Annotated in this window: 24 protein-coding genes; 7 read left to right on the top strand and 17 right to left on the bottom strand. The window is 44.0% G+C overall.

Features of this window, described 5'->3' with window-relative positions:
• Positions 1-24 precede the first annotated feature (24 nt).
• Positions 25-1767: a hypothetical protein gene (locus NWF01_06580; protein MCW4024686.1), complete on the bottom strand. Its 1743-nt coding sequence runs from the start codon at positions 1765-1767 to the stop codon at positions 25-27.
• A gap of 145 nt (positions 1768-1912) precedes the next feature.
• On the opposite strand from NWF01_06580, the gene NWF01_06575 reads away from it, so the two are divergent.
• Positions 1913-2539, top strand: a complete 627-nt coding sequence (locus NWF01_06575) for a class I SAM-dependent methyltransferase (protein MCW4024685.1) — start codon at positions 1913-1915, stop codon at positions 2537-2539.
• Here the strand turns inward: NWF01_06575 and NWF01_06570 are convergent.
• The 3 genes from NWF01_06570 to NWF01_06560 form a co-directional block, all read right to left on the bottom strand.
• Entirely contained in the window at positions 2536-4152 is a 1617-nt protein-coding gene (locus tag NWF01_06570; protein ID MCW4024684.1) for a long-chain fatty acid--CoA ligase, read from the bottom strand. The two genes, NWF01_06575 and NWF01_06570, sit on opposite strands and share 4 nt — an antisense overlap.
• A gap of 62 nt (positions 4153-4214) precedes the next feature.
• Entirely contained in the window at positions 4215-6008 is a 1794-nt protein-coding gene (gene infB, locus NWF01_06565; protein MCW4024683.1) for a translation initiation factor IF-2, read from the bottom strand.
• Between the two features lie 81 nt (positions 6009-6089).
• On the bottom strand, positions 6090-6287 hold the full coding sequence (locus tag NWF01_06560) for a hypothetical protein (protein MCW4024682.1): 198 nt from the start codon (positions 6285-6287) through the stop codon (positions 6090-6092).
• A 230-nt stretch (positions 6288-6517) separates the two neighbouring features.
• On the opposite strand from NWF01_06560, the gene thrC reads away from it, so the two are divergent.
• The 4 genes from thrC (at position 6518) to NWF01_06540 (ending at position 10214) form a co-directional block, all read left to right on the top strand.
• Positions 6518-7927 carry a threonine synthase gene (gene thrC, locus NWF01_06555; protein MCW4024681.1) on the top strand — a complete coding sequence of 470 codons (1410 nt, stop codon included), beginning with the start codon at positions 6518-6520 and terminating at the stop codon, positions 7925-7927.
• Between the two features lie 85 nt (positions 7928-8012).
• Positions 8013-8531: an ECF transporter S component gene (locus NWF01_06550; GenBank protein MCW4024680.1), complete on the top strand. Its 519-nt coding sequence runs from the start codon at positions 8013-8015 to the stop codon at positions 8529-8531.
• 20 nt (positions 8532-8551) lie between these two features.
• Positions 8552-9559 (top strand): AIR synthase family protein, encoded by a 1008-nt coding sequence (locus tag NWF01_06545; GenBank protein ID MCW4024679.1) that lies wholly within the window; start codon positions 8552-8554, stop codon positions 9557-9559.
• A 46-nt stretch (positions 9560-9605) separates the two neighbouring features.
• Complete coding sequence (locus NWF01_06540; protein MCW4024678.1) at positions 9606-10214, top strand: hypothetical protein; 609 nt, start codon at positions 9606-9608, stop codon at positions 10212-10214.
• Between the two features lie 11 nt (positions 10215-10225).
• Here NWF01_06540 and NWF01_06535 read toward each other — a convergent pair whose 3' ends face one another.
• The 3 genes from NWF01_06535 to NWF01_06525 form a co-directional block, all read right to left on the bottom strand.
• The gene (locus tag NWF01_06535; GenBank protein MCW4024677.1) at positions 10226-10981 is read right to left on the bottom strand and encodes a glycosyltransferase family 2 protein; all 756 of its coding nucleotides are present in this window, start codon (positions 10979-10981) and stop codon (positions 10226-10228) included.
• 79 nt (positions 10982-11060) lie between these two features.
• On the bottom strand, positions 11061-11795 hold the full coding sequence (locus NWF01_06530; GenBank protein MCW4024676.1) for a glycosyltransferase family 2 protein: 735 nt from the start codon (positions 11793-11795) through the stop codon (positions 11061-11063).
• 14 nt (positions 11796-11809) lie between these two features.
• Positions 11810-12463 carry a class I SAM-dependent methyltransferase gene (locus tag NWF01_06525; protein ID MCW4024675.1) on the bottom strand — a complete coding sequence of 218 codons (654 nt, stop codon included), beginning with the start codon at positions 12461-12463 and terminating at the stop codon, positions 11810-11812.
• A gap of 93 nt (positions 12464-12556) precedes the next feature.
• Here NWF01_06525 and NWF01_06520 point away from each other — a divergent pair, with 93 nt between their 5' ends.
• The gene (locus NWF01_06520) at positions 12557-13603 is read left to right on the top strand and encodes a radical SAM protein (protein ID MCW4024674.1); all 1047 of its coding nucleotides are present in this window, start codon (positions 12557-12559) and stop codon (positions 13601-13603) included.
• 44 nt (positions 13604-13647) lie between these two features.
• Here the strand turns inward: NWF01_06520 and NWF01_06515 are convergent, their stop codons facing one another.
• From NWF01_06515 to NWF01_06480, 8 genes are all read right to left on the bottom strand, one after another.
• Positions 13648-13815: a hypothetical protein gene (locus NWF01_06515; GenBank protein MCW4024673.1), complete on the bottom strand. Its 168-nt coding sequence runs from the start codon at positions 13813-13815 to the stop codon at positions 13648-13650.
• A complete protein-coding gene (locus NWF01_06510; GenBank protein ID MCW4024672.1) occupies positions 13808-15115 on the bottom strand; it encodes a glycosyltransferase family 2 protein in 1308 nt (435 codons plus the stop codon). The genes NWF01_06515 and NWF01_06510 overlap by 8 nt, the downstream gene beginning before the upstream one ends.
• A gap of 3 nt (positions 15116-15118) precedes the next feature.
• Positions 15119-15514, bottom strand: coding sequence for a hypothetical protein (locus tag NWF01_06505; GenBank protein MCW4024671.1), 396 nt, complete (start codon positions 15512-15514; stop codon positions 15119-15121).
• Between the two features lie 95 nt (positions 15515-15609).
• Positions 15610-16230: a cytidylate kinase family protein gene (locus NWF01_06500; GenBank protein MCW4024670.1), complete on the bottom strand. Its 621-nt coding sequence runs from the start codon at positions 16228-16230 to the stop codon at positions 15610-15612.
• Positions 16231-16243: 13 nt separating this feature from the next.
• The gene (locus NWF01_06495) at positions 16244-16726 is read right to left on the bottom strand and encodes an EMC3/TMCO1 family protein (GenBank protein MCW4024669.1); all 483 of its coding nucleotides are present in this window, start codon (positions 16724-16726) and stop codon (positions 16244-16246) included.
• A 70-nt stretch (positions 16727-16796) separates the two neighbouring features.
• Positions 16797-18212, bottom strand: a complete 1416-nt coding sequence (gene secY / locus NWF01_06490) for a preprotein translocase subunit SecY (GenBank protein MCW4024668.1) — start codon at positions 18210-18212, stop codon at positions 16797-16799.
• An 8-nt stretch (positions 18213-18220) separates the two neighbouring features.
• The gene (locus NWF01_06485; protein MCW4024667.1) at positions 18221-18646 is read right to left on the bottom strand and encodes a 50S ribosomal protein L15; all 426 of its coding nucleotides are present in this window, start codon (positions 18644-18646) and stop codon (positions 18221-18223) included.
• An 8-nt stretch (positions 18647-18654) separates the two neighbouring features.
• Positions 18655-19116 (bottom strand): Hsp20/alpha crystallin family protein, encoded by a 462-nt coding sequence (locus tag NWF01_06480; GenBank protein ID MCW4024666.1) that lies wholly within the window; start codon positions 19114-19116, stop codon positions 18655-18657.
• Positions 19117-19285: 169 nt separating this feature from the next.
• Here NWF01_06480 and NWF01_06475 point away from each other — a divergent pair, with 169 nt between their 5' ends.
• Complete coding sequence (locus tag NWF01_06475) at positions 19286-19921, top strand: PrsW family intramembrane metalloprotease (GenBank protein MCW4024665.1); 636 nt, start codon at positions 19286-19288, stop codon at positions 19919-19921.
• 8 nt (positions 19922-19929) lie between these two features.
• Here NWF01_06475 and NWF01_06470 read toward each other — a convergent pair whose 3' ends face one another.
• Both NWF01_06470 and NWF01_06465 read right to left on the bottom strand, forming a co-directional pair.
• Positions 19930-20451: a nicotinamide-nucleotide adenylyltransferase gene (locus NWF01_06470; GenBank protein MCW4024664.1), complete on the bottom strand. Its 522-nt coding sequence runs from the start codon at positions 20449-20451 to the stop codon at positions 19930-19932.
• Positions 20452-20500: 49 nt separating this feature from the next.
• The gene (locus NWF01_06465) at positions 20501-21091 is read right to left on the bottom strand and encodes a methylated-DNA--[protein]-cysteine S-methyltransferase (GenBank protein MCW4024663.1); all 591 of its coding nucleotides are present in this window, start codon (positions 21089-21091) and stop codon (positions 20501-20503) included.
• Positions 21092-21290: the final 199 nt, after the last annotated feature.

The following is a 21290-nucleotide window of genomic DNA, read 5'->3' as shown; positions in this document are numbered from 1 at the left end:
TACTTCATGATGGATTTTGTGAGATTAAGGTTTCTTTTTTATCTTCCAAAAAATCAGCCCCACAGCCAAAACAGCAACGACAACAACGCCGATTATTAAGCCTGTATTGTTTTGTACAAAACTTGCAACGTCAATTAATGAACCATTACCTTCAAAATTCGCAGTGATAGTTCCGGGACCAGTAATAGTTGCCCTTGTGGAGGACGAAGAGGTTGTGGCGAGACCGATTTGGCTTGTACTACATGTCCAGTTGGCAAACGTGTAGCCTGATTTGCCAGTGGCGGAAAGATAAATTTCCTCGCCAAGTTGAGCCCAGATTTGGCTTTCAGAGGGCGAGAGCGAGCCGCTACCAGACGGATTTGTTTGCAGGGTGACTTTGTATTGGGTTTGGAAGGTTGCGGTTATGTTGCCTGACTGGATGGCTGTTAGTGTGCCTGTTTGGGTTTTAGATATCCCCGCTGTGCTTGTCCATGCGATTCGCTGGTCTGAGTTTGTGTTAACTGTGTTGTAGGAGAAGCTGTGTTTGCTACCTGTGTTCCACGTTAAGGTTACTGGCAAATCTGATGCCTTGTAGGTTACAGAGTCAACTGTTAATATGTTAGCGTCTGATGAGGCACCTTTCTGGTTAAAGGTAACCGTAACTGTGGATGAGATATATGCAAAACCTAAATCACCATTTCTGCTGTAATAGATTATTGGGTTGCCTGACGAATCCAAATGCAGGGTTGTTCCTGATAAACCTAAGTTATATTGAAAATCCACGGTTTGTGCAGTCCAACCTGACCCACCCCAACCATAATAGCGTATAGAACTGTATGAAGAAAGATAAACTGAAACTGTGAAACTGACATATGGATTATTATTGGAGTCTAACGCAAGACTGCAACCTCCAGCGTAGGTGCGATCATCCTGCTGAGGCTCTTGAGCGACCCATTCAGAGCCCGTCCAGCGCGCATACCATGAGGGTACATCAGAACCGCCCACAAAAATGTGCGGGTTACCCTTTGAATCAAGCGTGATGGAGGGCATTGTTAAGCGGTCATAACGGCTTAGTGAATGCGCACCAGTATAAGTAACCGTCCATTCGGAGCCTGTCAAGGTTGCATATTCCAGTTTGCGAACAACATTGAAACCTATGCTGTCTTGATATTGTATAGTAAAGCTTGTGACAAAAGCGATATGCGGCTTGTCATGCAAGTCAATTATAAGAGAACAACTGCTGGGACCATTTCCTACAACAGGCAGTTCACTTTTTGACCATGTTGAACCTGTCCAGCTTGCATATGTCAGTGATTTACTGTTTCCCGATATGTACGCGATGTTGGGGTTATTGCCGGAGTCTAAAGCAAGTGAAAGATATGGATAATTGGGCATGTCGCTATCTACGGTTTCAACTATCCATGTTTCCCCATTAAGGTGGGCACATTTTAAATCATTATTTGAGCCACCAAAATAAGCGAGATATGGTTTATCGTCTGAGCCTATTGCAAGAGAAACATACGTTAGGGTGTTGTTTCCTGCATCAACAATTTCTGTTGCCCAACCTGAATCGGTGGGGCTTGCGTACATGATGTAATTTTCTGAGGTATGATAAGCGATGTGTGGGTTGCCTGAGGAATCATACGCAACGGCCATGCTGTCAGCTTTTGCGTTGGGGATTAAGGTTTGGTATGTCCATGCGCCATCAGCCTTAACGCCTGTTCCGCAGTAAAAAAGTGGAACCAACAATGCAAAAACACAAATAGATAGGATGATTTTTTTGCGCATACTAATCAAGTAACAGTAAAACGGCGTCTTTTTATAGCTAACTCAAATCCAAGAAAAAACTTGACTGAGCAGGTTTTGCTAACCTAAAAATATAGCCTAATTAGTTTGTTATTCCTTAACTTCCTGTTTCGTTAGGTGACAATGTATGGGTTTGTGGGACCAGTTTCAGTGCCCAAAGGGGCGTCAAGGAAAAATCGTTGCTGCGTTAATGAACAAAGGGCACAAAGCTCTAACAACATGGGGGCTGAGTTACGTGACGATACAGCCTGATTACACCATTTTGGATGTGGGCTGTGGAGGCGGCAAAACCATCAACCGATTAGCCCAGCAAGTGCCCCAAGGAAAAGTTTACGGCATCGACTGCTCCCCTGACATGGTGGCATACGCCAAAAAAGTAAACAAGGAATTTGTCAAACAAAACCAAGTTGAAATCCATGAAGCCTCTGTGGACAATACAGGTTTGCCAGATGACTTTTTTGATTTAGTTACAGCTTGCGAAACGTACTATTTCTGGTTCAGCTTACCAGAGGCGTTTAAGGAGATAAAACGGGTTCTTAAGCCAAATGGGAAATTTTTGTTGATAAGTGAAATGGTTAAAGATGGCGTTCATGATGTTGCAAGAGCAAAAATAATTGAAAAAACACATGTGCACCTTGTCCCAATAGAAGAAACAAGTAACATGCTGCAGTCAGCTGGATTTAGTAATGTTGAAGTAGTAAGAAAAGAGGATTCTGCGTGGAACGCGATTATCGCGCAGAAGCCAGCTGTTTAAGCGTGTTCTTTGAGGACACGTTTTAGCACTTTTCCCGCAGCGCTCAGGGGCAGTTCTTTTTTGAGTTCTAATTCGCGGATTGCCTTGTATGAGGCGACTTTGCCGTTGACAAACTCCATCAATTCCTCATTAGACACAACCGCGTCGTCCTTGAGAACAACATACGCCTTAGGAATCTCACCGCCGTAAGCGTCAGGTTTCCCAACAACCGCGCACATCCTCACGGTTGGGTGCTCGTAGAGGAGGTCTTCGAGTTCGCGGGGGTACACGCTGAAGTCGCGGTATTTGATGAGGTCTTTTTTGCGCTCCACAATGAAAAAGTAGCCCTCGCTATCCATTCGCGCCACGTCCCCAGTTAGCAGCCAACCGTTACGCAGAACCAGCTTGGTTTCTTCAGGTTTTTCCCAGTAACCCAGCATCACTTGCGGACCTTTCACAGCTAACTCGCCGATTTCCCCAGCAGCCAGTGGTTTTGTACCTGTTTCTAAATCGACAATTCGTGCCTGCGTGTCTGGCAGGGGCAGCCCAATTGAGCCAACCTTCACCGTTTTCATTGTGGGGTCAACGGGGGTGCAGTGTGTAACTGGGCTGGCTTCGCTTAATCCGTAGCCTTCGGCGAGAAAGCCACCTGTGACCTGCATAAACCGCCTTTGAACCTCTGGGGGCAGTGAGGAGGCTCCTGAGATGCAGACGCGAATGGAGGTTATATCGTGGTTGTCCAGTTCTGGGTTTGCCAGTAGGGTTTGGTACATTGTAGGTACGCCACAGAAAACGGTGACTTTCTCTTTCTGGATGATTTCAAGAGCTTTGATTGGTTCAAAGCGGGGCATCAAAACCAGTTCTGCCCCAAGGCTTACGGGCACAGTCATGCTGGTGGTCATGCCGTAAATGTGAAACAGGGGCAACGCGGCAAGAAAAACGTCTTTGGGTGTGCCTTTTATCCATGCAGCGAAGGCAAGGGCGTTTGAGAGCAGGTTTTGGTGGGTTAGCATGGCGGCTTTTGGTGTTCCTGTGGTTCCGCCCGTGTACTGAAGCGCTGCCAAATCGGTTTCGGGGTTAATTTGGATGTTTATGGGTTGTGGACTGCTGTTTTCCAGTATAGTTTGAAAAGAAACCGTGTTAACCGCCACAGATGCTTCGGGGCTGAAGCTGTTTAGACCTGTCAGGATGATGTGTTTGAGCGGGGATTTTCCCTGGACTACTTCAACAATTGGGAAAAGACTATCCAACATAACCACAGCTTTGGCTCCTGAATCCGAGAGCTGAAATGCCACCTCACGTTCCCTATGCAAAGGGCTAATGGTGGTTACTGCGGCACCTGCCTTGAGCACGCCAAAATATGCGATGACGAACTGGGGAATGTTGGGCAAAAAAATTGCTACGCGGTCGCCTTTTTTGATGCCAATTTGAACAAGGGCGTTTGCGAACCTGTTTGCCTGCTCATTCAGCTGGATGTAAGTTGTTTGGTTGCCTTGAAATGTGATGGCTGCGTGGTTGGGGTGTTTTTTTGCGGCGTTTTCAAGCAAACTGTGAAGTGGGATTTTGGGGTAGTTTAGGGTTTTGGGAATTTCTGGCGGGTACGCAACTAACCATGGCTTATCTTGAAGTGACAAGGGCAACACAAGGGTTTAGTCGAAGAGAAAAAATAAAAACCTATAGGAAAATAAAAAGAAGTTTAGAGAGGCAGCATTCCGCCCCAGAACATTACCTTTTTACGCATCATTTTCACGTATTCTTTGAGGACTTCAATTTCTGGGTCGGTTAAATCCTCCAAATGGTTGGCAAACAGTTTCTTAACGTCATCTTCTGGAACTTTTACGTATAGTACGTCGCGTTCGAAGATGTGTCTGCCAGCTATGGGTTTATCCATTGAAATGGCAACTTGCTCGCCGGTTTTAGCTTCAGGGATTGCTTTTCCTTCGTCTTGGACTTGCTGGACTTCGCCTAAGTCAGATCCATCTTCAGCACGGATAAGCGAAACGCGGGGTTTTACTCTGCCGCCTTGAACTTCAACGCCTACGACTAGAGGTTTGGCGCGGCGGAAGATGCAGTTTGGCAGCACCATTAGTTTGCCTGGTTTAACAAGGGCGTCAAATTCTTCTCGCTGCTTGTTTTCACGTTTATCTTTTACCCATTTGAGGTAGTTATCAATTAGGTTGTAGATGATTGGATCTTTGAAAATGGGGATTTTGGTTGCTTCTGCTTCGGCTTCTGCATCAGGCAATATTTTTACTCCAAACGCCAAAATCGCACCAGATAGCGGCTCATGGGTTTTAACCACAGATGCCTCAATCACGTCACGTTTGGAAATGTCACCCACGTCAGCGGAGCGTACTTGCACGTTTTTTTCTTTCAGGAGTTCTGCCAATGCTTCAAGTGAGCCCAGCGTGTCAGCTTTTACAATTACGCCTTCCACATCGGTTGAGATTCTGACTCTGCCGACCTCTTCCGTGACCAATTTCGCATACTTTTTAGGGTCTTCACCTGCGGGAACAGCAAACAGAGGCGCTCCAGCCAAAGCACCCTCCAAGTCGGGCGCAACAATTTTTACTCCTGCAGAAGCATATACGCAATCCACCGAGTTGAATTTGTCACGGGGGTCACGCATTTCATCCAGCGGTTTTGGCACAAGTATTGCCCGGATTCTGGTGGTTAGGGGTTTTTCTTTTCCGCCAACCACGATTAAATCGTCTTTTTTCAGGGTTCCATCATAAATTATGGCGTTCAGGGTTAAACCAAGCCCAGGTTCCTCTTTTACTTCCAAAACTGAACCTTTCGCGGCGCCCTCGGTGGTTTGGAGACGCTGTTTGAGGTACTGCTGAGTTAGCCCAACCAAAACCATTACAAGCTCAGAGAGGCCTTCGCCTGTTTTGGCGCTTGTAGGCACCAATGCAATGTTTTGGGTGAAGTCGCGGATGTGGTCAAAACGGTCGGTTTTAAAGCCTAATCTTGAAAATTCACCCATTATCTGATAAAGGCGATTGTTAAAATCTTCTTGGATGAACGCTGGCTGAGAATTGTAAGATTTCATAAAGAGCGTGCCTTTTTGGCTTTTCCAGCCGGGCACCCTATCGATTTTGTTAACCGCCACGATGAAGGGGGTTTTTCGAGCTTTGAGAATTTCTATACACTCAAAAGTTTGCGCTTCAAAACTCTTCTGGATATCAACCACTAAAATCGCGATGTCCGCGACACTTCCACCGCGCCTGCGCAAGTTCGTGAATGCTTCGTGCCCAGGAGTGTCCACTATGAGTAATCCGGGAATTTCGATACCGCTTTTAAAGTTGGTAAGTAGTGGTCCGATGAGTTTTTTTAGGGTTTCAACTGGGAAGAAGCTGGCGCCGATGTGTTGAGTCATTCCTCCGGCTTCTCTGGCTTGCACGCTGGTTTTGCGTAGTTCGTCTAGCAGGCTGGTTTTTCCTGTGTCGACGTGTCCAAGAACACAAACTATTGGTTGACGTATTGGCATAGGTTTGCCCCCGTTTATCATGCTAAAAAATGTGTTGATTGTTTAATAAATGCTGTTAAAAATTATTGGGTGAAAGGATGGTTATTCTGGCGGTTTTGCCAAAATTAGAAATACACCCAATCCGAGAAGTACAATGCTTAGCAGGGCAAAAATCCATGTTACTTGACCCAGCTCGGTTGTTGCAGTGAAGTAAATCATTATTATTCCAATGATTAGGAGTAGGAATCCGAAGAATTTCTCGGCAAGTGAAACCCAATAGTGGTCTGAATGAGCACTCATTTTGCTGTTCCCTGTTCTCTAAGTTGTTGTTTGGCTACATAAGCATTGAAGCCTTATTTTAATTATTTGTTATTTACAGACAAACTGAACCTAAAGTCAAGTTTACTTATGGGAGACATCGCTAAATTATTGCCCAACTTTAAATATGCTCCGCAAATCCATTATTGTCAAGCCCAGTAAGCAGAAAAAAGAGAAAGTATAGAGTATACTAATATTGAGAGGAGTCAAAGATGCCCCAAAACTCTGAAAGCAAACTGCAATGCATAAACTGCAAAACAGAATATCCAATTCAGCCTCTAAAGAGCATCTGCGACAAATGCAGCTCAATATTGGAATACCATGCTGATACACCAAAGACGAAAATAACGTTTTCTGGCGTGTTTAGTTTTTGGAGATATAAGCAGTTACTTCCGCCAGTGCAGAGCATGGTTAGTTTAGGGGAAGGCGGAACACCGCTTCATAAAGCAAACAGATTATCCAAAACACTGGGTCTAAGAAACCTCTACCTTAAAGATGAAACAAGAAACCCAACAAACAGTTACCGAGACCGCGCCGCAGCGCTCCTCACATCTAACGCTATTGACCAGCAAGCTGAAACTCTTGTTTGTGCCAGCAACGGAAATATGGGGGCTTCATTGGCTGCTTACACTGCAAAAGCGGGATTGATTTGCCATGTTTTGGTTCCCAAAGTTGTTGATGTTGGAAAATTGGCGCAGATGATTGCTTATGATGCAGTTATTGAGGAATCAGGAAACATTGTAGATGACTCTATCAATAAAGCATCTGCCTTAGCATTAGAAACAGGGTGGTATCAAGCTACAGCTGAACTTAATCCTCTTGTGGTTGAAGCACAAAAAACAATTTCATACGAGGTTTTTGAGCAAGCTTCAGTGCCTGACTGGGTTATTGTTTCGATGGGTAGCGGCGGGAGCATCTATTCTCTTTGGAAAGGCTTTAGAGAACTTAAAGAACTTGGGTTAACCAGCAAACTGCCGCGGATGGTTGGTGTTCAAACGGATGGCTGCGCACCTATAGTTAACGAATTGACAGAACAGTTGTCCTCAAAAATTTGCAACACCTCAACAAGGGCACTGGCAATTTTGGTTGGTCAACCTCTGCAAAACGAATTGGCAAAACGGGCTATCCAAGAGTCAAATGGATTGGCGTTAACAGTTTCAGACGCTGAAATATTAACTGCTGAAATGCAAATCGCCAAACTGGAAGGCGTCTTTGCTGAACCTGCAAGCTCAGCCGCCGTGGCAGCATTACCAAAACTCACCACTCAAATCTCCAGAGACCAAAGTGTTATGTGTCTTATCACTGGAAGCGGGCTTAAAGCAACTGATGTACTTCAGGCGCTAACAAAAAAACAGAAAACTGCGGGTTTGGGGCTTGCTGTTAGTACTAAGCAGAAGATTCTCAAGATTTTAAATGAAAAAGATAGTTATGGTTATGATTTGTGGAAGCAGTTGGGTAAGATTATGACTCGGGGAGCGGTGTATCAGCATCTTAATGAGTTGTCGGAGAAGGGTTTGGTGGTGGGTTATGAGTTTGAGGGTAAAAGGTTTTTTAGGATTACGGAGCGGGGTAGGAAGGTTTTGGCAGCGTTTGATGATATTAATTTGCTTTTTGTAGATTGAATGAGTGAATAAAACTTATTAGTATAGCCACAACTATACTATACACATTTGAATAAGGTGAAAAAACACGAACCAACACCACATAATACGAACCACAACCAAACTAACACTATCTGCACTCTTCGCCGCCCTCGTCTTCGTCATCTCATCCCAAATCCCACCCATCCCAATACCAGCCACAGGCGGCTACTTCAACGTAGGAGAAACAACCATCTACATCGCCGCCCTACTCTTTGGACCATTCACAGGTGCACTCTCAGGCGGAATAGGAGCCGCATTATCCGACATGTACCTAGGCTTTGGCGTATTTGCACCAGGCACCCTAATAATTAAAGGATTAGAAGGAGCCATAGTTGGTTCACTTAACATTAAACTGAAAAAAATCATCAAAAACTCAACAGTACGCGCCGTTATTGCGGTTGTTATTGGCGGGTTAGAAATGGTTTTGGGTTATTTCCTCTATGAACAATTCATTTTAGGTTACCCTCTCGCCGCTGCCTTAGCAGAAGTTCCCATAAATCTGGGCCAAATGGCAGTGGGTTTAATCATTGCCATTCCAATCGTACATGCGGTGCAGCGGGTTTTCCCACAACTTAAAAGCTAGATTGCATAGATGTTTAGCCTATGAAGCTGCCTCCTGGAAAAATCCCCATCGACATTCTCAAAGAAGTCGTATTCAAACACCTTGGAGCAAACCGCAGCGAAGTTCTGCTTGGACCCACCGCAGGCGTGGACGGAGCAGTTTTGGATTTTGGCAACAAAAACGCTATTGTCAGCATGGACCCAATCACGGGCGCAGTAGAACGCATCGGCTGGGAAGCCATAAACATAAACGCCAACGACGTTGCAACTTTTGGGGTAGAACCAGCATTTTTCTTCTCAACCATTATGCTGCCAGCTAACTCGGACAGCAAAATAATTGAAACCATCAGCACCCAAATACACACAGCCGCCAAGGAACTGGGCATCGCGATTGTGGGGGGACACTGCGAAACCACGCCAGGGCTGGCTAACCCGATTGTTGTAGGCTGCATCATGGGATTAACCGAAAAAGGCAACTACGTAACGGCGGCAGGAGCAAAACCTGGTGACCAAATCATCCTCACCAAAAGCGCAGGCATCGAAGGCACCGCAATCCTTGCCAGTGACCGCGAAGCGCAACTGTCCAAAGTTTTCAACCCTGCACTGCTGGAGTGTGCTAAGGGCTTTTTTGGGCAAATCAGCATAGTCAAAGACGCCCTAACCGCCTACCGAGCAGGCGGAGTGCACGCCATGCATGACCCAACAGAGGGCGGAATCCTCAACGGCATTCATGAGATGGCAGACGCTGCAGGCTTAGGCGCAAGAGTTTTTGAGGAAAAAATCACCATCGAGCCAGAAACAGCCAAAATCTGCCGATTCTTCGAAATCGACCCCTTGCAACTGATTAGTTCTGGTGCCCTGTTAATTGCCGCTGAACCCGAGTCCACCAAAAAAATAATTGATGATTTGGCAGAGCAGCATATTTATGCGGATGTAATCGGCGAGTTCAACCCTAACCCAACAAAACGTCTTCTTATAAAGAAGGATGATTCGGTGGAGATGCTGCCAAGACCAGTCAGTGACCATCTCTGGATAGCACTCGCACGCTAAATCGAGTTTTAAGCAAGAACGCCCATTTTCTTTATTGGGATACTTCATGAGTGTGAAGGACGCTCTTTCTAAACTTCAAAGCTACTCAGAAGAGCTCGACCTCAACCTGTCCTTGCCTGAAGACAGATTCAAATGGTTCTTAGCATCCATCCTTTTTGCCAAAAGAATCTCCGCCGAAACCGCCAAACAAACATACTTCTGCTTTGAACAAGAAGAACTAACAAGTCCTGACGCGATCTTGCAGGCGGGTTGGAACCGACTGGTTGAGGTTTTGGATGAGGGCGGATATGCAAGGTATGATTTTTCAACAGCCACAAACCTGTTGGGAATCACAAAAATGCTCAAGGAAAAGTATGGTAACCTTGAAAATCTGCACCAAGCAGCCAGCAGCCCAGATGAGTTGGAAAAGTGCTTGTTGGAGTTCAAGGGTGTTGGCCCCGTGGGAGTGAATATTTTCTTAAGGGAACTGCGGGGTATCTGGGAGAAGGCAAAACCTAAACCTTCTACAATTGCAGTTATGATGGCACAGAAAATCGGTTTAGACCCAAAAGACATTGAGCAGTATGAGTCTCAGTTGGTACGGCTAAACTTGGGGTACTACAAGAAACACCGAAGCGCTGAATGCCCACTTGGAGATAAATGCGCAGACAAATAGCAATTTTGCGGTTAGGGTTTTAGTTTTCCGCCAAACCCGCTCAGTGGCACCTGTAGCATCCAGTAAAACATGAAAACGGGATAAAAGAAGCTGTACCAGAACATGTGACTATAAATCCAGCCGCATTTGAATTCGACGATAGCTTGGTCGATGGCGTTTTGCGCGCTCCAATTTGTGGGGGGCTTGTAGTGGAGACAATAGATTTCGTCTCCGACACAGACTTTGTAGCCTTTTTGGCGGATGTATTTGAGAATGTAATGGTCCTCATATGCGTGTAGTTCTTCTGGGATTTGCATATCTTCGACGGCTTTTTTTCGGATGAGCGTGTCATGGGTGCCGCCTCGTAAGTGGAAGCATTGCCGCGCGAGCAGGCTCTGAAAAAGCACAAACCATTTTTCTTTCACATTTGGGATAACATCAAAATTTAAGCCCCAAACCGCGCCCACGCCTTCGGTCATGTTTTGCTTGGCTTTGCTGTACCAGTCACGACACAAAACAGCGTCGCTGTCCACAAACAAAAACCACTCCGTGCTAACTCGGCGTATGCCTTCCTCTCGGGCTTTGGCTCGGGTTCCGTGCATTTGGAATATACGGACGTTGCCGAATTTGCGTTTAAATTTCAGAAGAATATTAACGGTGTTGTCTGTTGAGTAGCCGTCAATGACTATGAGGTTTCTTATGGGCACATTTTGGAAAACTGAGGTTAAGCATCGCTTTAACAGGTGCTGACTGTTTTTGGTTAGCAACACAACGTCGATTTGGTTCATCAGTTTGCCTCATGCGCCATCGGTTAAATGTTTCCTATATGAACGCTTGAGATTAAAAAACATGATTTATTTGTGGTTTCTATGCGGGTTTTTTCTTGGGCATCAACTGGTAAGCGGAATATACCGTGTAGAAGCCATACGCCAAAATCAGCGGGGCAACCAGACGGAAACTGCCAAGCCGCAAAGATTCCGCAATTAAACCTAAGCTACCTTTCAGCGTCCAAACTGATGCAGGGCGGTAATGGATGCAGAAGGGCACATAACAGGCTACGACTTTGAAGCCTTTGCGTTCTATGTAATCTTTGATGTAGGCGTCTTCGAAAACGTGTAGGTCCGTTGGGATTTTGATGTCTTTGATAACCGACGTTCGAACCAGAGTGTCATGTGTTCCGCCGCGAACCGTGAAGATTTTACGGGTAACAACCAAAAACAGCTTAAGCGTACTCGTATTGCCCAATGTTGACCAAACCTCAATGCCCCAAACCGCTCCAACATCAGGCTTAACATAACGCAGGGCTTTACTGTACCAGTCCTTGCATAGCACTACGTCGCTGTCCACAAACAAAAACCACTCTGACTCCACCGCCGCTATGCCCTGTTGTCTTGCCGTGGCGCGGTTGCCGCTGTCGCTGATGATTTTGACGTTACCATATTTTTTGTTGAAGGCGTCAAGGATTTGCAGGGTTTGGTCTGTTGAGTACCCATCCACCACAATTAGGCGACTGACGGGGACATTGGCATAGATGGAGTCTATGCATTGCCTTAGCATTCTTTGGCTGTTTTTGGTTATCATCACCACGTCAATTTCGCCCATCATGCACCCCTGCTCTACTTTTTTATGGCTATCCGAACTGTTAAACCATAACTTGGAATACACACAGACTTAAAAAACGGTTTTCCCAAAACAGCCCCAGCGAAGTCATGAAACGCCTCAACCCTTAGCAAGGAGCAGTTCAGGTTTTGCTTTATTCGGTTTTCCCATTCTTTGGGAGGCTTTACGTTAATGGGAGTTTCATCGTAGTCGCCTGTGAGTTTTCGTATGGGTTTCTCCACCTTACTGTTGGGGGTTGTGCAAATCATGACGCCCCCGCAAACATTGAACATGCTTTTGAGAGCCAATTCAGGATTCACCAAATGCTCCAGCACATCAAAGCAAGCCACTAAATCAAATGTGTCAACCTCAAAAGGTAACTCCGTCTGGGCGTCACAGACCAAAAACTCTCCGCCGCGCCCTTTTTTTGCTTGACGAACTCCCCACGTTGAAACATCCAATGCACAAGTTTCATACCCAAGCATGGTTAAAACTTGACTGGTGTAACCGTACGCGCAGCCCACGTCCAGCGCTCGTTTTCCTTTGCCGCATAGCAGGTTTTCTTTTGAAATTTTGGAAGCCCATTTTAGAACTGAAAGAACGTGTCTTTTGACTAATTGTTCTTTTTTTGTGTATTTTTGTTTGTCAAAGTAGGTTTCTTCAAATGTCAAAGAGATAACCCTAAACTATAGAGAAAGTCCTGTATGCTTTTATAGGTCTATCTGGTTACTTTCACAGTTAATAAATTTACAGCGTGACTTTATTTGAGTCCAGGAATAAAGAAAACAGCTGCAATAGCAGCACGTTCACTTATGCGTGGCAGGCCACATCATGCACAATGGCTTATAACACGAAAATGCAATTACCGATGTGTCGGCTGCAACGTTTGGAAAGAACAAGACAAAAACGAATTATCAACTGAAGAAATAAAGAAAGGCTTAGACATCCTGCACAAAGTAGGAATTGTTGAACTGGTGATTTCCGGCGGAGACCCCTTATTGCGGGATGACATCGGCGAAATTTTAGATCACGCTTCAAAACTTTTCGTAACCACAGTTTACGATAACGGCAGCATGGCGGCTAAAAAAATGGATTTGCTAAAAAACGTGGATTTTGTAGCAATATCCATCGATAGTTTAGACCCTGAAAAGAATGATTTCATCAAGTCTGTGCCTGGAGCTTGGAAAAAAGCAACTGAAGCTGTGGATAAACTTCACAATGCAGGCATAAAAGTCAGCGTTACCCCCACGATTTCACAAATGAACCTGTACGAGATTGTGGACATAACTAACCATTTCACAAGCAAAGGCATTCCTGTCTGGTACTGCCTCTACAGCTACGACAAATCAACTGACCCCAACCAGCTTTTCAGAATAGGCAAAGCAAACGACAAATTCGTCATCACTGACAATGAAGCAATGGTGAAACTTTGTGACCAACTCATCGAAATGAAAAAGACAAACCACAAAATTTTGATGACAACTAAACTTCTTAAAATCATGCAAAGCCTCTATCAAAATAACAAACGGGACTGGGACTGTCACGCCCTTAACAATTTCCTTGTCGTAGACCATTTAGGAAGAATCAGCGGGTGCCACAATCAAAACTTTGCCTGCTCAATTTTTGATTTGTCAGAGAAATACAAAAGTCCAGAGTTTAAGCAACTGCAAAAAACATACAACAAATGTGACCAGTGCACTTACCTCTGTTACATTTTTTATTCGCTTTACGGCAATCCATCAGGACACTTATCGTTAGCACTGGATCAATGGAGAAACGCTGGTCTTCTGTTAAAGAAAGAGAAGAAGTAGATTAGCAGTCATAAACCGCGACACCCCAATCCATATCTGAATGCCTAAGTTTCCATTTCACTTGCTATACTGTTTTGGTTTGTTTTTGTGGGTGGCTCTATGAGTCTTGGTTCGTTGTCCTTAGGTTTTCTAAGCTCCCATAAAGCAGGAAGATACATTATAGCCAAAACTAAAACAACAAACAATACTATAAGCACAAAAAATTCAAGCATGACACTCCCTCAAGTTATCGTTAATTATGCTACTACCACTGCCTAAATGAACAGTTTTAACCCAAACATTACTATCTCGTTTAAACAGCTTGGAAAAAATAACAACCAAGAAAGCCTTTGAGCAAATGTAAATATTATAAAAAAAGGGGAAAATCAAAAGCGGAAGCAGCCACTGAATTCTGCCTCGCCCATCTAGATATAAGCCTACACCGATTTCAAAGAAAGGCGCAAAATTCCCTACTGAACTGTAGATGAAAAAAGGAAAAATTAACCAGAAAGGCCACAAAACATTGGTAAGGTAACTTGGATAATAAACAATTAAAAATAGACCCATTATAAAGGAAATTAAAGCTAAAATTGGCATGAAATAAACGTTTAGCAGCATTATGCCGTCAAGTTTCTCTTTGAAATTAAGCTTCTTGCTTTTCAGCACATTACCAGTATGTTTAAAGCAGCATTGCATGTGACCTTTAGCCCAGCGGTAACGCTGTTTCTCGTATGCTTTCCATGAATCAACGGCTTCCTCGTAACACTCAGCATCAACAAGATAACGAATTTTGTAACCTGCAAGATAAACCCTAAAAGTCAAATCAGTATCCTCAGCCAAAACTGACGGATCCCAACCGTTTAGTTCCTCAAGCAAGCTACGCCTAAACCCGCCAACAGTACCCCCGAACTGGGTTATAAGCCCCAATTGGTCTCGGGCTTGCTGGTCAACTCTGTATCCCCCAACACGTTCAAGAGTAACTAAACGTGTAACGAGGCTTTGAGGCTCATTTAAAACAACCACGCGTCCCTGCACGGCACCTACCTGGGGGTCAGAGAACGCGGAGGTTAAACGTTCAACTATATCTTTTTGCGGATAATAGTCGGCGTCAAAACAGAGAACGATTTCACCAGTTAACTGTTTGAAACCCTCATTCATAACATCTGCTTTGCCTTTTCCGCCATTATCGATGCTACGATGGATAACTTGAATAAAAGGGAATTCTTGCGAGTAATTGTCGGCGATTTTACCTGTTTCATCGGTGGATGCATCATCAACAACTACGATTTGCATTTTAGTTTTAGGATAGGTTAATTCAGTGATTCGTTGCAGTAACCGTTTGATAACTTGCCCTTCGTTTCTTGCCGGAATCAGAATTGAAACAGTTGGTTCATAATCGGTTTTTACTTGCTTAACAGGGGGCTTTTTTGTTTCTTTTAGCACCGAGAGAGTGAAAACGTAATGCCTTACAGTGTAGGCAATCATTAGGGCTGCTATTAAAAGGGTGAATAATGTGATAAGTTCTGCAATCAAGACTTATGGCACCACCCTGTTTTTGTTTAACCTACTGCTGAGAACCGTTAAACTCAGAGACCAAAAAGTAACAAACCAAATAATGTTCAAAAAAGGGAAAAAAAGAACATAACTAACGTGATAAACCGCAGTTTCCCCACCTATGTATAAAAAAAAGCTGTTGAAAAAATAGTTCCAAAATAATCCAAAAAAATTGCCCACTGCCAAGATCCCCAACTTCAAGTTTAAACTTCCTTTAAATTGAAAAAAGATTGGGACAAAAAGCAGGTTAAATATTGTAAGCATAGCAAGAGTGGTGTAGCTGTCATGCAGCGAACATTCTAAAAAATAAGCCATGAACAGGCAGTAAGCAATAACGCTAAGTGTAGTCAGCAACACCATTGCGCTTTTTAGCTTCAAGATCCTTTCCCACCCTTGATTTAAGCTATTAAGCGGTAAGCAGCAAATAGGTTAGAAGCGATTTGTTTTTAAATTTAACGGTAAACTTTAATTGATTAAGTGGAAGAGTTTTTCTGAAAAACAATATTATCCAAAACGTTACAGATCACGCTGTAAACTTCAGGAGCAGCCAAATTGTCAGTATCCAGCACCAAATCAAACGGCGCCAAATCCTCACCTAAAGTAAAACCATAAAGTTCACGGTAGATTGATTTTGTAAGAGACTCTTTTTTCTCTAAAACCTCAAAAGCCTCTTTAACAGTCAACTTATCTCGTTTAGCAATCCGTTCAGCTCTCTTCTCTAAGGAAGCTAAAAGCCAAATCTTAAAGCCATCTTTGAGCAGCCAAGGCATTGTCCAACTGTCAAGTAGAACATTGCCCTCTTTTGCATAGTCAAGTAGTTTATTATCAACAGCTTTATCGAATTGAGGGTCTTTTTCTCTTCGTGCAAGAAACGTTAAACCTTCAGAGCTTTCCCACCAACCCTCTTTAGCAGCATCATAACCTTGTTTTATAGCTAAAGCTTTGAGAGCGTCTCCACCTGAAAAATATTTTAAATTATACCGTTCAGCAATCTTTTTGGAAAGCGTACTTTTCCCAGTCCCAGCCATGCCTGAAATACAAAGTACAACATTTTGTTGTGCAATTGATTGCTGTTTTTTTATAGCGGGCGCCATTTTTGTGCCTCAACTACCATTCAATTGGCATTGTACCTAGGAGTCTAGTAGCAAGCAAACCAAGCGGGAAAGAGCAAATTGGATACCAGTACAAGACGGGAACACCGCCATCAGGGAAAAATCCGGAAAACCCAGGAACGTAGGCAACTGTTGTGGTGCCAAATGTTGGGGTTAAAACAAATATCCAGACAAAGATGTACAGGAAAGACACTGCAAGCTGAACAAACTGGGGTTTAGCCATTTTCGCCTGCATTGCTTTGATTTGAGAGTCTCTCTTTTTTAGTTTCTCAACTTTTTTTAAGTCGTTAACACGCATCGCAGCCATCATGTCTTGGCGGTACTCAGCCATTTCTTTTTGCATTGTACGATATTGACTCCAACCCAGAAAGTGACTGATTAACAGGCGGTTAACAACAGTGTTAAGAAACGCAATGCCCATTGCAATAGCCATAATTATTAGGGTAGATACGGGGATGGATAATAGTACCGCAGACATGTGTTTTCTCCACTGTGATGTTTAAAGCGTATCGGTTTTCTTATTAATAACCGTTTTTGTCGATTTTATGTTACTCTCCAAGTATACGTCTAAACGCAGGGAACATTTCCGCAGCGCGTTCACGCATCAGTAACTCGTAGTACTGGTAAATGATACCAACTGACAGCAATATACCCGTGCCTGTACCGTACACGCCAAAGAAATCACCCAATCCAGCGATTAAACCAACGATTATACCACCCAGCACTGTGACAACTGGGATGTAGCGTTTGAGGATTAACTCGATGGGTTTGCTTGAGCGTCTGTATCCTGGAATCTGCATGCCGCTGTCCATCAGTTGCTTTGCAACTTTTGAGGGACCTAAACCGCCTACTTCAAGCCAGACCAGCGAGAAGACAGCACAGAAAACTACTAGGATAAGCAAGTAAACTAGTGCACGAATAGGGTCCATTGCAACAGCTTGCAAACCGTTTGGTGCAGAAGTAAGATATGCTAAGCCGCCTACGGCTTGAGTGGCACCTGATGTTGCATTGTATGAGTAATCACCTAGGATTTGGAACAGCAAGTTTGTACCGGGGTCAGGACGTCCCTGTGTACTCCAGAGTAGTTGGGAGAAGAAGTACACGTTTGCAAAGAGTGCTGAGGCAAAGATTACTGGCAGGTTTGAAACGTAGAGGAGTTTGATTGGGTATTTGCTTCGGTATCCTTTGTATCCAGCGTAGGTCATTGGAAGTTCTACGCGTACACCGTTTAGGTAGATGATGATTAGGAAAATCACTATTGTGGCGATGAAGCCAACTAGAGAGGGGAAAACGCCTTGATAAGTGCCTATTGCCCAATTTGTTAATGATTGTTGACCACTCATTAAGGCTCCAAGTGAACCAACAAACAAGCCATTAGTCGGCGAGAAAGTTGACCATAGGATGGTTTGAGCAACACCAGCCATAATGAACAAGCTGATTCCACTGCCCATACCCCAGCCCTTCTGGACAAGTTCATCCATTAACATAACTACGACTCCAGCAGCTAACAACTGTAAAAATATTATCAAGGCCACCCCACCTGAAAGTGACCCATACATGCCGCTGATAATGTATGCTCCTGCTTGAATACCTGTGAGGAGTATGCTGAAGACTTTGCTTGCGGCAGTGAATAAGCCTCTGTCCTCTGGATTGGACATATCACATTTTATGATTGAGGAACCTGCAAGTAACTGCAAAATTAAACCTGCAGTGACAATTGGTCCAATACCAAGCTCCATTAAGGTGCCGCGGTTTGAAGCAAAAATAACTCGCAGAGCACCAAAGTTGTCCTGTACATCTTGGGGTACACCGAAAAGCGGAATTTCGGTCATTACCAAGAACAATACAAGTACAATTGCGGTCCAGAAGAGTTTCTCGTTAAAACTTACCTTGCGTTGCGGCTTTTTAATTTCAGGTAATACCCTGCCGATTGGCTTGAATAAGTTTAGGAATCTTCCGGCCATTTAGTCGGTTACTCTCCGTCTTGGGAGGGTGTTATTACTACTCCGCCGGCAGCAGTGATTTTTTCCTGTGCTGACTTGGAACAAGCCAATACTTTTACGGTTAGAGCAGATGAAACTGTGCCCATACCTAAAAGTTTAGTGTACCCAAGACTGGTCAAGTCAACAGTTTTTTTGCCATCTTCTTGCACAGGGGCAATCTCTGCAAGTTTCACCAAGTTTATAGCATTATTTTTGCGGTGTAAACTTTGTGGGCTTGTGAATCCGCGTTTGTTGAAGTAGTCAGGTTCATAGACGTTAACGTAGCTCCAAAGGTGCTTGTGTCTTCCAACTTTCTTGTATCCGCTACTGCCGCGGTCACGGTGCTGACCTATTCTACCGTAACCCTGTGTTCTTGAACCTCTTGTTTTCCTGATTCTTCTTAAACTATGTGGCATTTCCTTTTTCAATCCGCTTGTTTGTTTATTGCTTCAGGCGCTTGTGCCTTTTTAAGTTTGATTTCCAGCACGCCGTTCTTATATGTGGTGTGCACTGCGCTGGGTATGACTACCTTCGGAAGATTTAAACTTTTATAGTATCTTCGCTCTTTTGTTTTTGCAGAAAGCGTTAATTTCTGATTTTTAACGTTTATTTTAAGTGTATCTTTGTTGAAACCTGCAATTTCAGCAACAATTATGATTGAATTTTTTTCTTGGAAGATATCTATGAGGGGCGAAGGCTCTTCCCATTTGCGCTTAGCGTAGCTTTTTGGTGGACGGAAATTTGGCGGTGACAGAATTTTTTGGTGATTAGCTGGTGGTTTGCTCGATGATTTTTTGACGCCAGCCTTTGTTGACGTGTTAAAGTTTAACCAATCTTTGTTTTTATTTGTTCTACGCCATCTTGCGCTCGTGTTTTTCCCCTCCAATTAAATAACGAAAATCTTCAACGGTATTATAAAACGTATCGCACATATTTCTTGTAAACCCCCTAAAATAAAAGGACAAAAAAATAATCAACCAGACCAACTTTAGCAACACAGATACGCTCAAAAAGACCTCAGTATACAAACAGTAACGTTTGATAAGGCATAATTTGTGGCAATACTGATAAATGCGCAAGAACTTACTGATATTGTGGTTTTTTTGGAAAACAAACGCACATGCATAATCCCAATCCACAAACCAAGTCTTAACGAAAAAATTTTCTTTTTCATTTCAGGCATCATATTTAGCGTGCCCTTTGTGGTTTTCTTCTCACAGTTCTCCGATGCCCTATGCGTGAGCCTTCCGTTTATTAACACAACAATTTGCACAGCAGTCCTTTTTGCACCCTTCTTAGAAGAATTTGCCAAAGTTGTGCCCTTATTTTATAGACATGGAGAAACAGAGCGGTCACTTGTAACGTTAGGTACACTGATTGGGTTGGGTTTTGGCGTAACAGAAATGATATTATATGTTTCAGTTTTAGGTGTACCATTTATGGATAGGATTCCAGGCCTAATTTTTCATGCCTCAAGCGCTACCATAATTTCGTATGGATTAGCAAAAAGAAAAATCATACCATACTACCTCTTGGCAGTTGCATTGCACCTGTTAAATAATCTGTTAGCAGTACTTCTTGTTCCAGTCATAAGCCTGATTGGTGCAGTATTGATAGTTATTGGCACATTCCTTTTGGCGTACAAGTTATACTTTAAAGCGTCTCCAGAAAAAACTGTTGCTAACACGTAACAGCCACGTTAACGGTCATTTTTCGCTAAATCCCTAACCCGATTAACCCCATCGATTTTTTCGATAAAATCAGCCACACTCGGCGGAACCAGTTCGGCCCACCCGTCGCCCTCAAGCATTTTTTCACGCACCACTGTGGACATGTACATTTGACGCTCAAACAGTTGGATTCCGCGGACTTCGTAACCTGCTTCATTAAAAAGCCGTCTTGTCAGGGGTTCATTGGTGTATACAAGCTTGAAATGAGGCGTGTAACCTTCAACGGCGCTAACCCAAAGCATATGTAGGTGCACATCTGGAACTGGAACAATCCAAAATTTGTTGTCAGAAATGCCTGCTTCTTTTAGTGCACTGCGTATCATGACGAGTCGTTCGCCTGCGGTGAAGGGGTTAGTGGGGCGGTGGCTGTATTGTGCGCTGCCGATAACGATTACGAGTTCATCTACTTCTTTTAGAACTGCCTTTATCGCATCAAGATGACCAATGTGAAAAGGCTGAAACCGCCCAACATAAAGCCCCCTAGTGAACAATGCTTTTGCCTCAACAAAGTTGACTCTTGCACGCTAATAATATTTATGCCTAAAGCATGGCTAAACGGGTTAAAACTTGCTCCACAGGATAAACCATCAAAACGCCGCCGTCAACACTGACTGTTTTGGGCTCCAAAAAACCCTGCGTTTCCTGTTGCAAAAGTTCAATTTTGACTTTCAAACCGCCACCATAACCACCCAACGACAAATCTGACTTTACAACTCGGTGACAGGGAACCAGTGGCGCAAACGGGTTAGATGCCATCACGTTCCCAACCGCTCGTGCTCCTCCGCCGACAGCTTTGGCTAAGCCACCATACGATGCCACGTAGCCCAACGGGATTTGTTGGGTTGCTTTGAGCACTTTTTGGGTGTATTGGGGTAGGTGTGAGAAGCAAAAAGGGAGACTTGGGCTGTTTTGTTTGCCTTCAAGAGCGTCGCTCATTTGATGGATGGTTTTTTGGGCGAAACTTGAAGGCTCAGAATGAACTTGGAAAGGCTCATTAAAAGGCAAGTTATCGAGCAGTTTTTGCAACGTGTCCTCTTGGGTTTTGCCAAAGGATGTTGCCAAGATTTCCTGCTGACAAATGGCCACTGCAAACCATGTGCCGTTGTGGTTTTGGCTGAAAACCTCTATCATCACAGCTAACCACTATGTTTAGCCCGTGTGCTTTCGGAAAAACCTTTCCTATTTCTACCGTTTAGCGTGGCAGTCCATGCAGATAGCAACAAGCTTAAAATTTTGGATAGCCTGAGGCATACCCAGCCAGTCCCTTTGCCAGAACAGTGACGTAACCGATGGGTTTTCCACATTTTTGACATCTTAGAGGCTGCGAATC

This window comes from Candidatus Bathyarchaeota archaeon, from assembly GCA_026014585.1.
In the GTDB taxonomy this organism is placed as follows: Archaea; Thermoproteota; Bathyarchaeia; order Bathyarchaeales; family Bathycorpusculaceae; genus Bathycorpusculum.
Note: the sequence above shows the minus strand (reverse complement) of the source record. Positions and strands in the feature narration are given on the sequence as shown.

Bases quoted from the DNA above. Each gene is read 5' to 3' on its own strand.
- NWF01_06545 (MCW4024679.1), top strand. From the start codon at position 8,552: ATGAAGCTGCCTCCTGGAAAAATCCCCATCGACATTCTCAAAGAAGTC.
- thrC (MCW4024681.1), top strand. From the start codon at position 6,518: ATGCCCCAAAACTCTGAAAGCAAACTGCAATGCATAAACTGCAAAACA.
- NWF01_06500 (MCW4024670.1), bottom strand. From the start codon at position 16,230: ATGGCGCCCGCTATAAAAAAACAGCAATCAATTGCACAACAAAATGTT.
- NWF01_06535 (MCW4024677.1), bottom strand. From the start codon at position 10,981: ATGAACCAAATCGACGTTGTGTTGCTAACCAAAAACAGTCAGCACCTG.
- NWF01_06495 (MCW4024669.1), bottom strand. From the start codon at position 16,726: ATGTCTGCGGTACTATTATCCATCCCCGTATCTACCCTAATAATTATG.
- NWF01_06530 (MCW4024676.1), bottom strand. From the start codon at position 11,795: ATGGGCGAAATTGACGTGGTGATGATAACCAAAAACAGCCAAAGAATG.
- NWF01_06485 (MCW4024667.1), bottom strand. From the start codon at position 18,646: ATGCCACATAGTTTAAGAAGAATCAGGAAAACAAGAGGTTCAAGAACA.
- NWF01_06465 (MCW4024663.1), bottom strand. From the start codon at position 21,091: ATGATAGAGGTTTTCAGCCAAAACCACAACGGCACATGGTTTGCAGTG.
- NWF01_06560 (MCW4024682.1), bottom strand. From the start codon at position 6,287: ATGAGTGCTCATTCAGACCACTATTGGGTTTCACTTGCCGAGAAATTC.
- infB (MCW4024683.1), bottom strand. From the start codon at position 6,008: ATGCCAATACGTCAACCAATAGTTTGTGTTCTTGGACACGTCGACACA.
- NWF01_06575 (MCW4024685.1), top strand. From the start codon at position 1,913: ATGGGTTTGTGGGACCAGTTTCAGTGCCCAAAGGGGCGTCAAGGAAAA.
- NWF01_06540 (MCW4024678.1), top strand. From the start codon at position 9,606: ATGAGTGTGAAGGACGCTCTTTCTAAACTTCAAAGCTACTCAGAAGAG.
- NWF01_06580 (MCW4024686.1), bottom strand. From the start codon at position 1,767: ATGCGCAAAAAAATCATCCTATCTATTTGTGTTTTTGCATTGTTGGTT.
- NWF01_06515 (MCW4024673.1), bottom strand. From the start codon at position 13,815: ATGCTTGAATTTTTTGTGCTTATAGTATTGTTTGTTGTTTTAGTTTTG.
- secY (MCW4024668.1), bottom strand. From the start codon at position 18,212: ATGGCCGGAAGATTCCTAAACTTATTCAAGCCAATCGGCAGGGTATTA.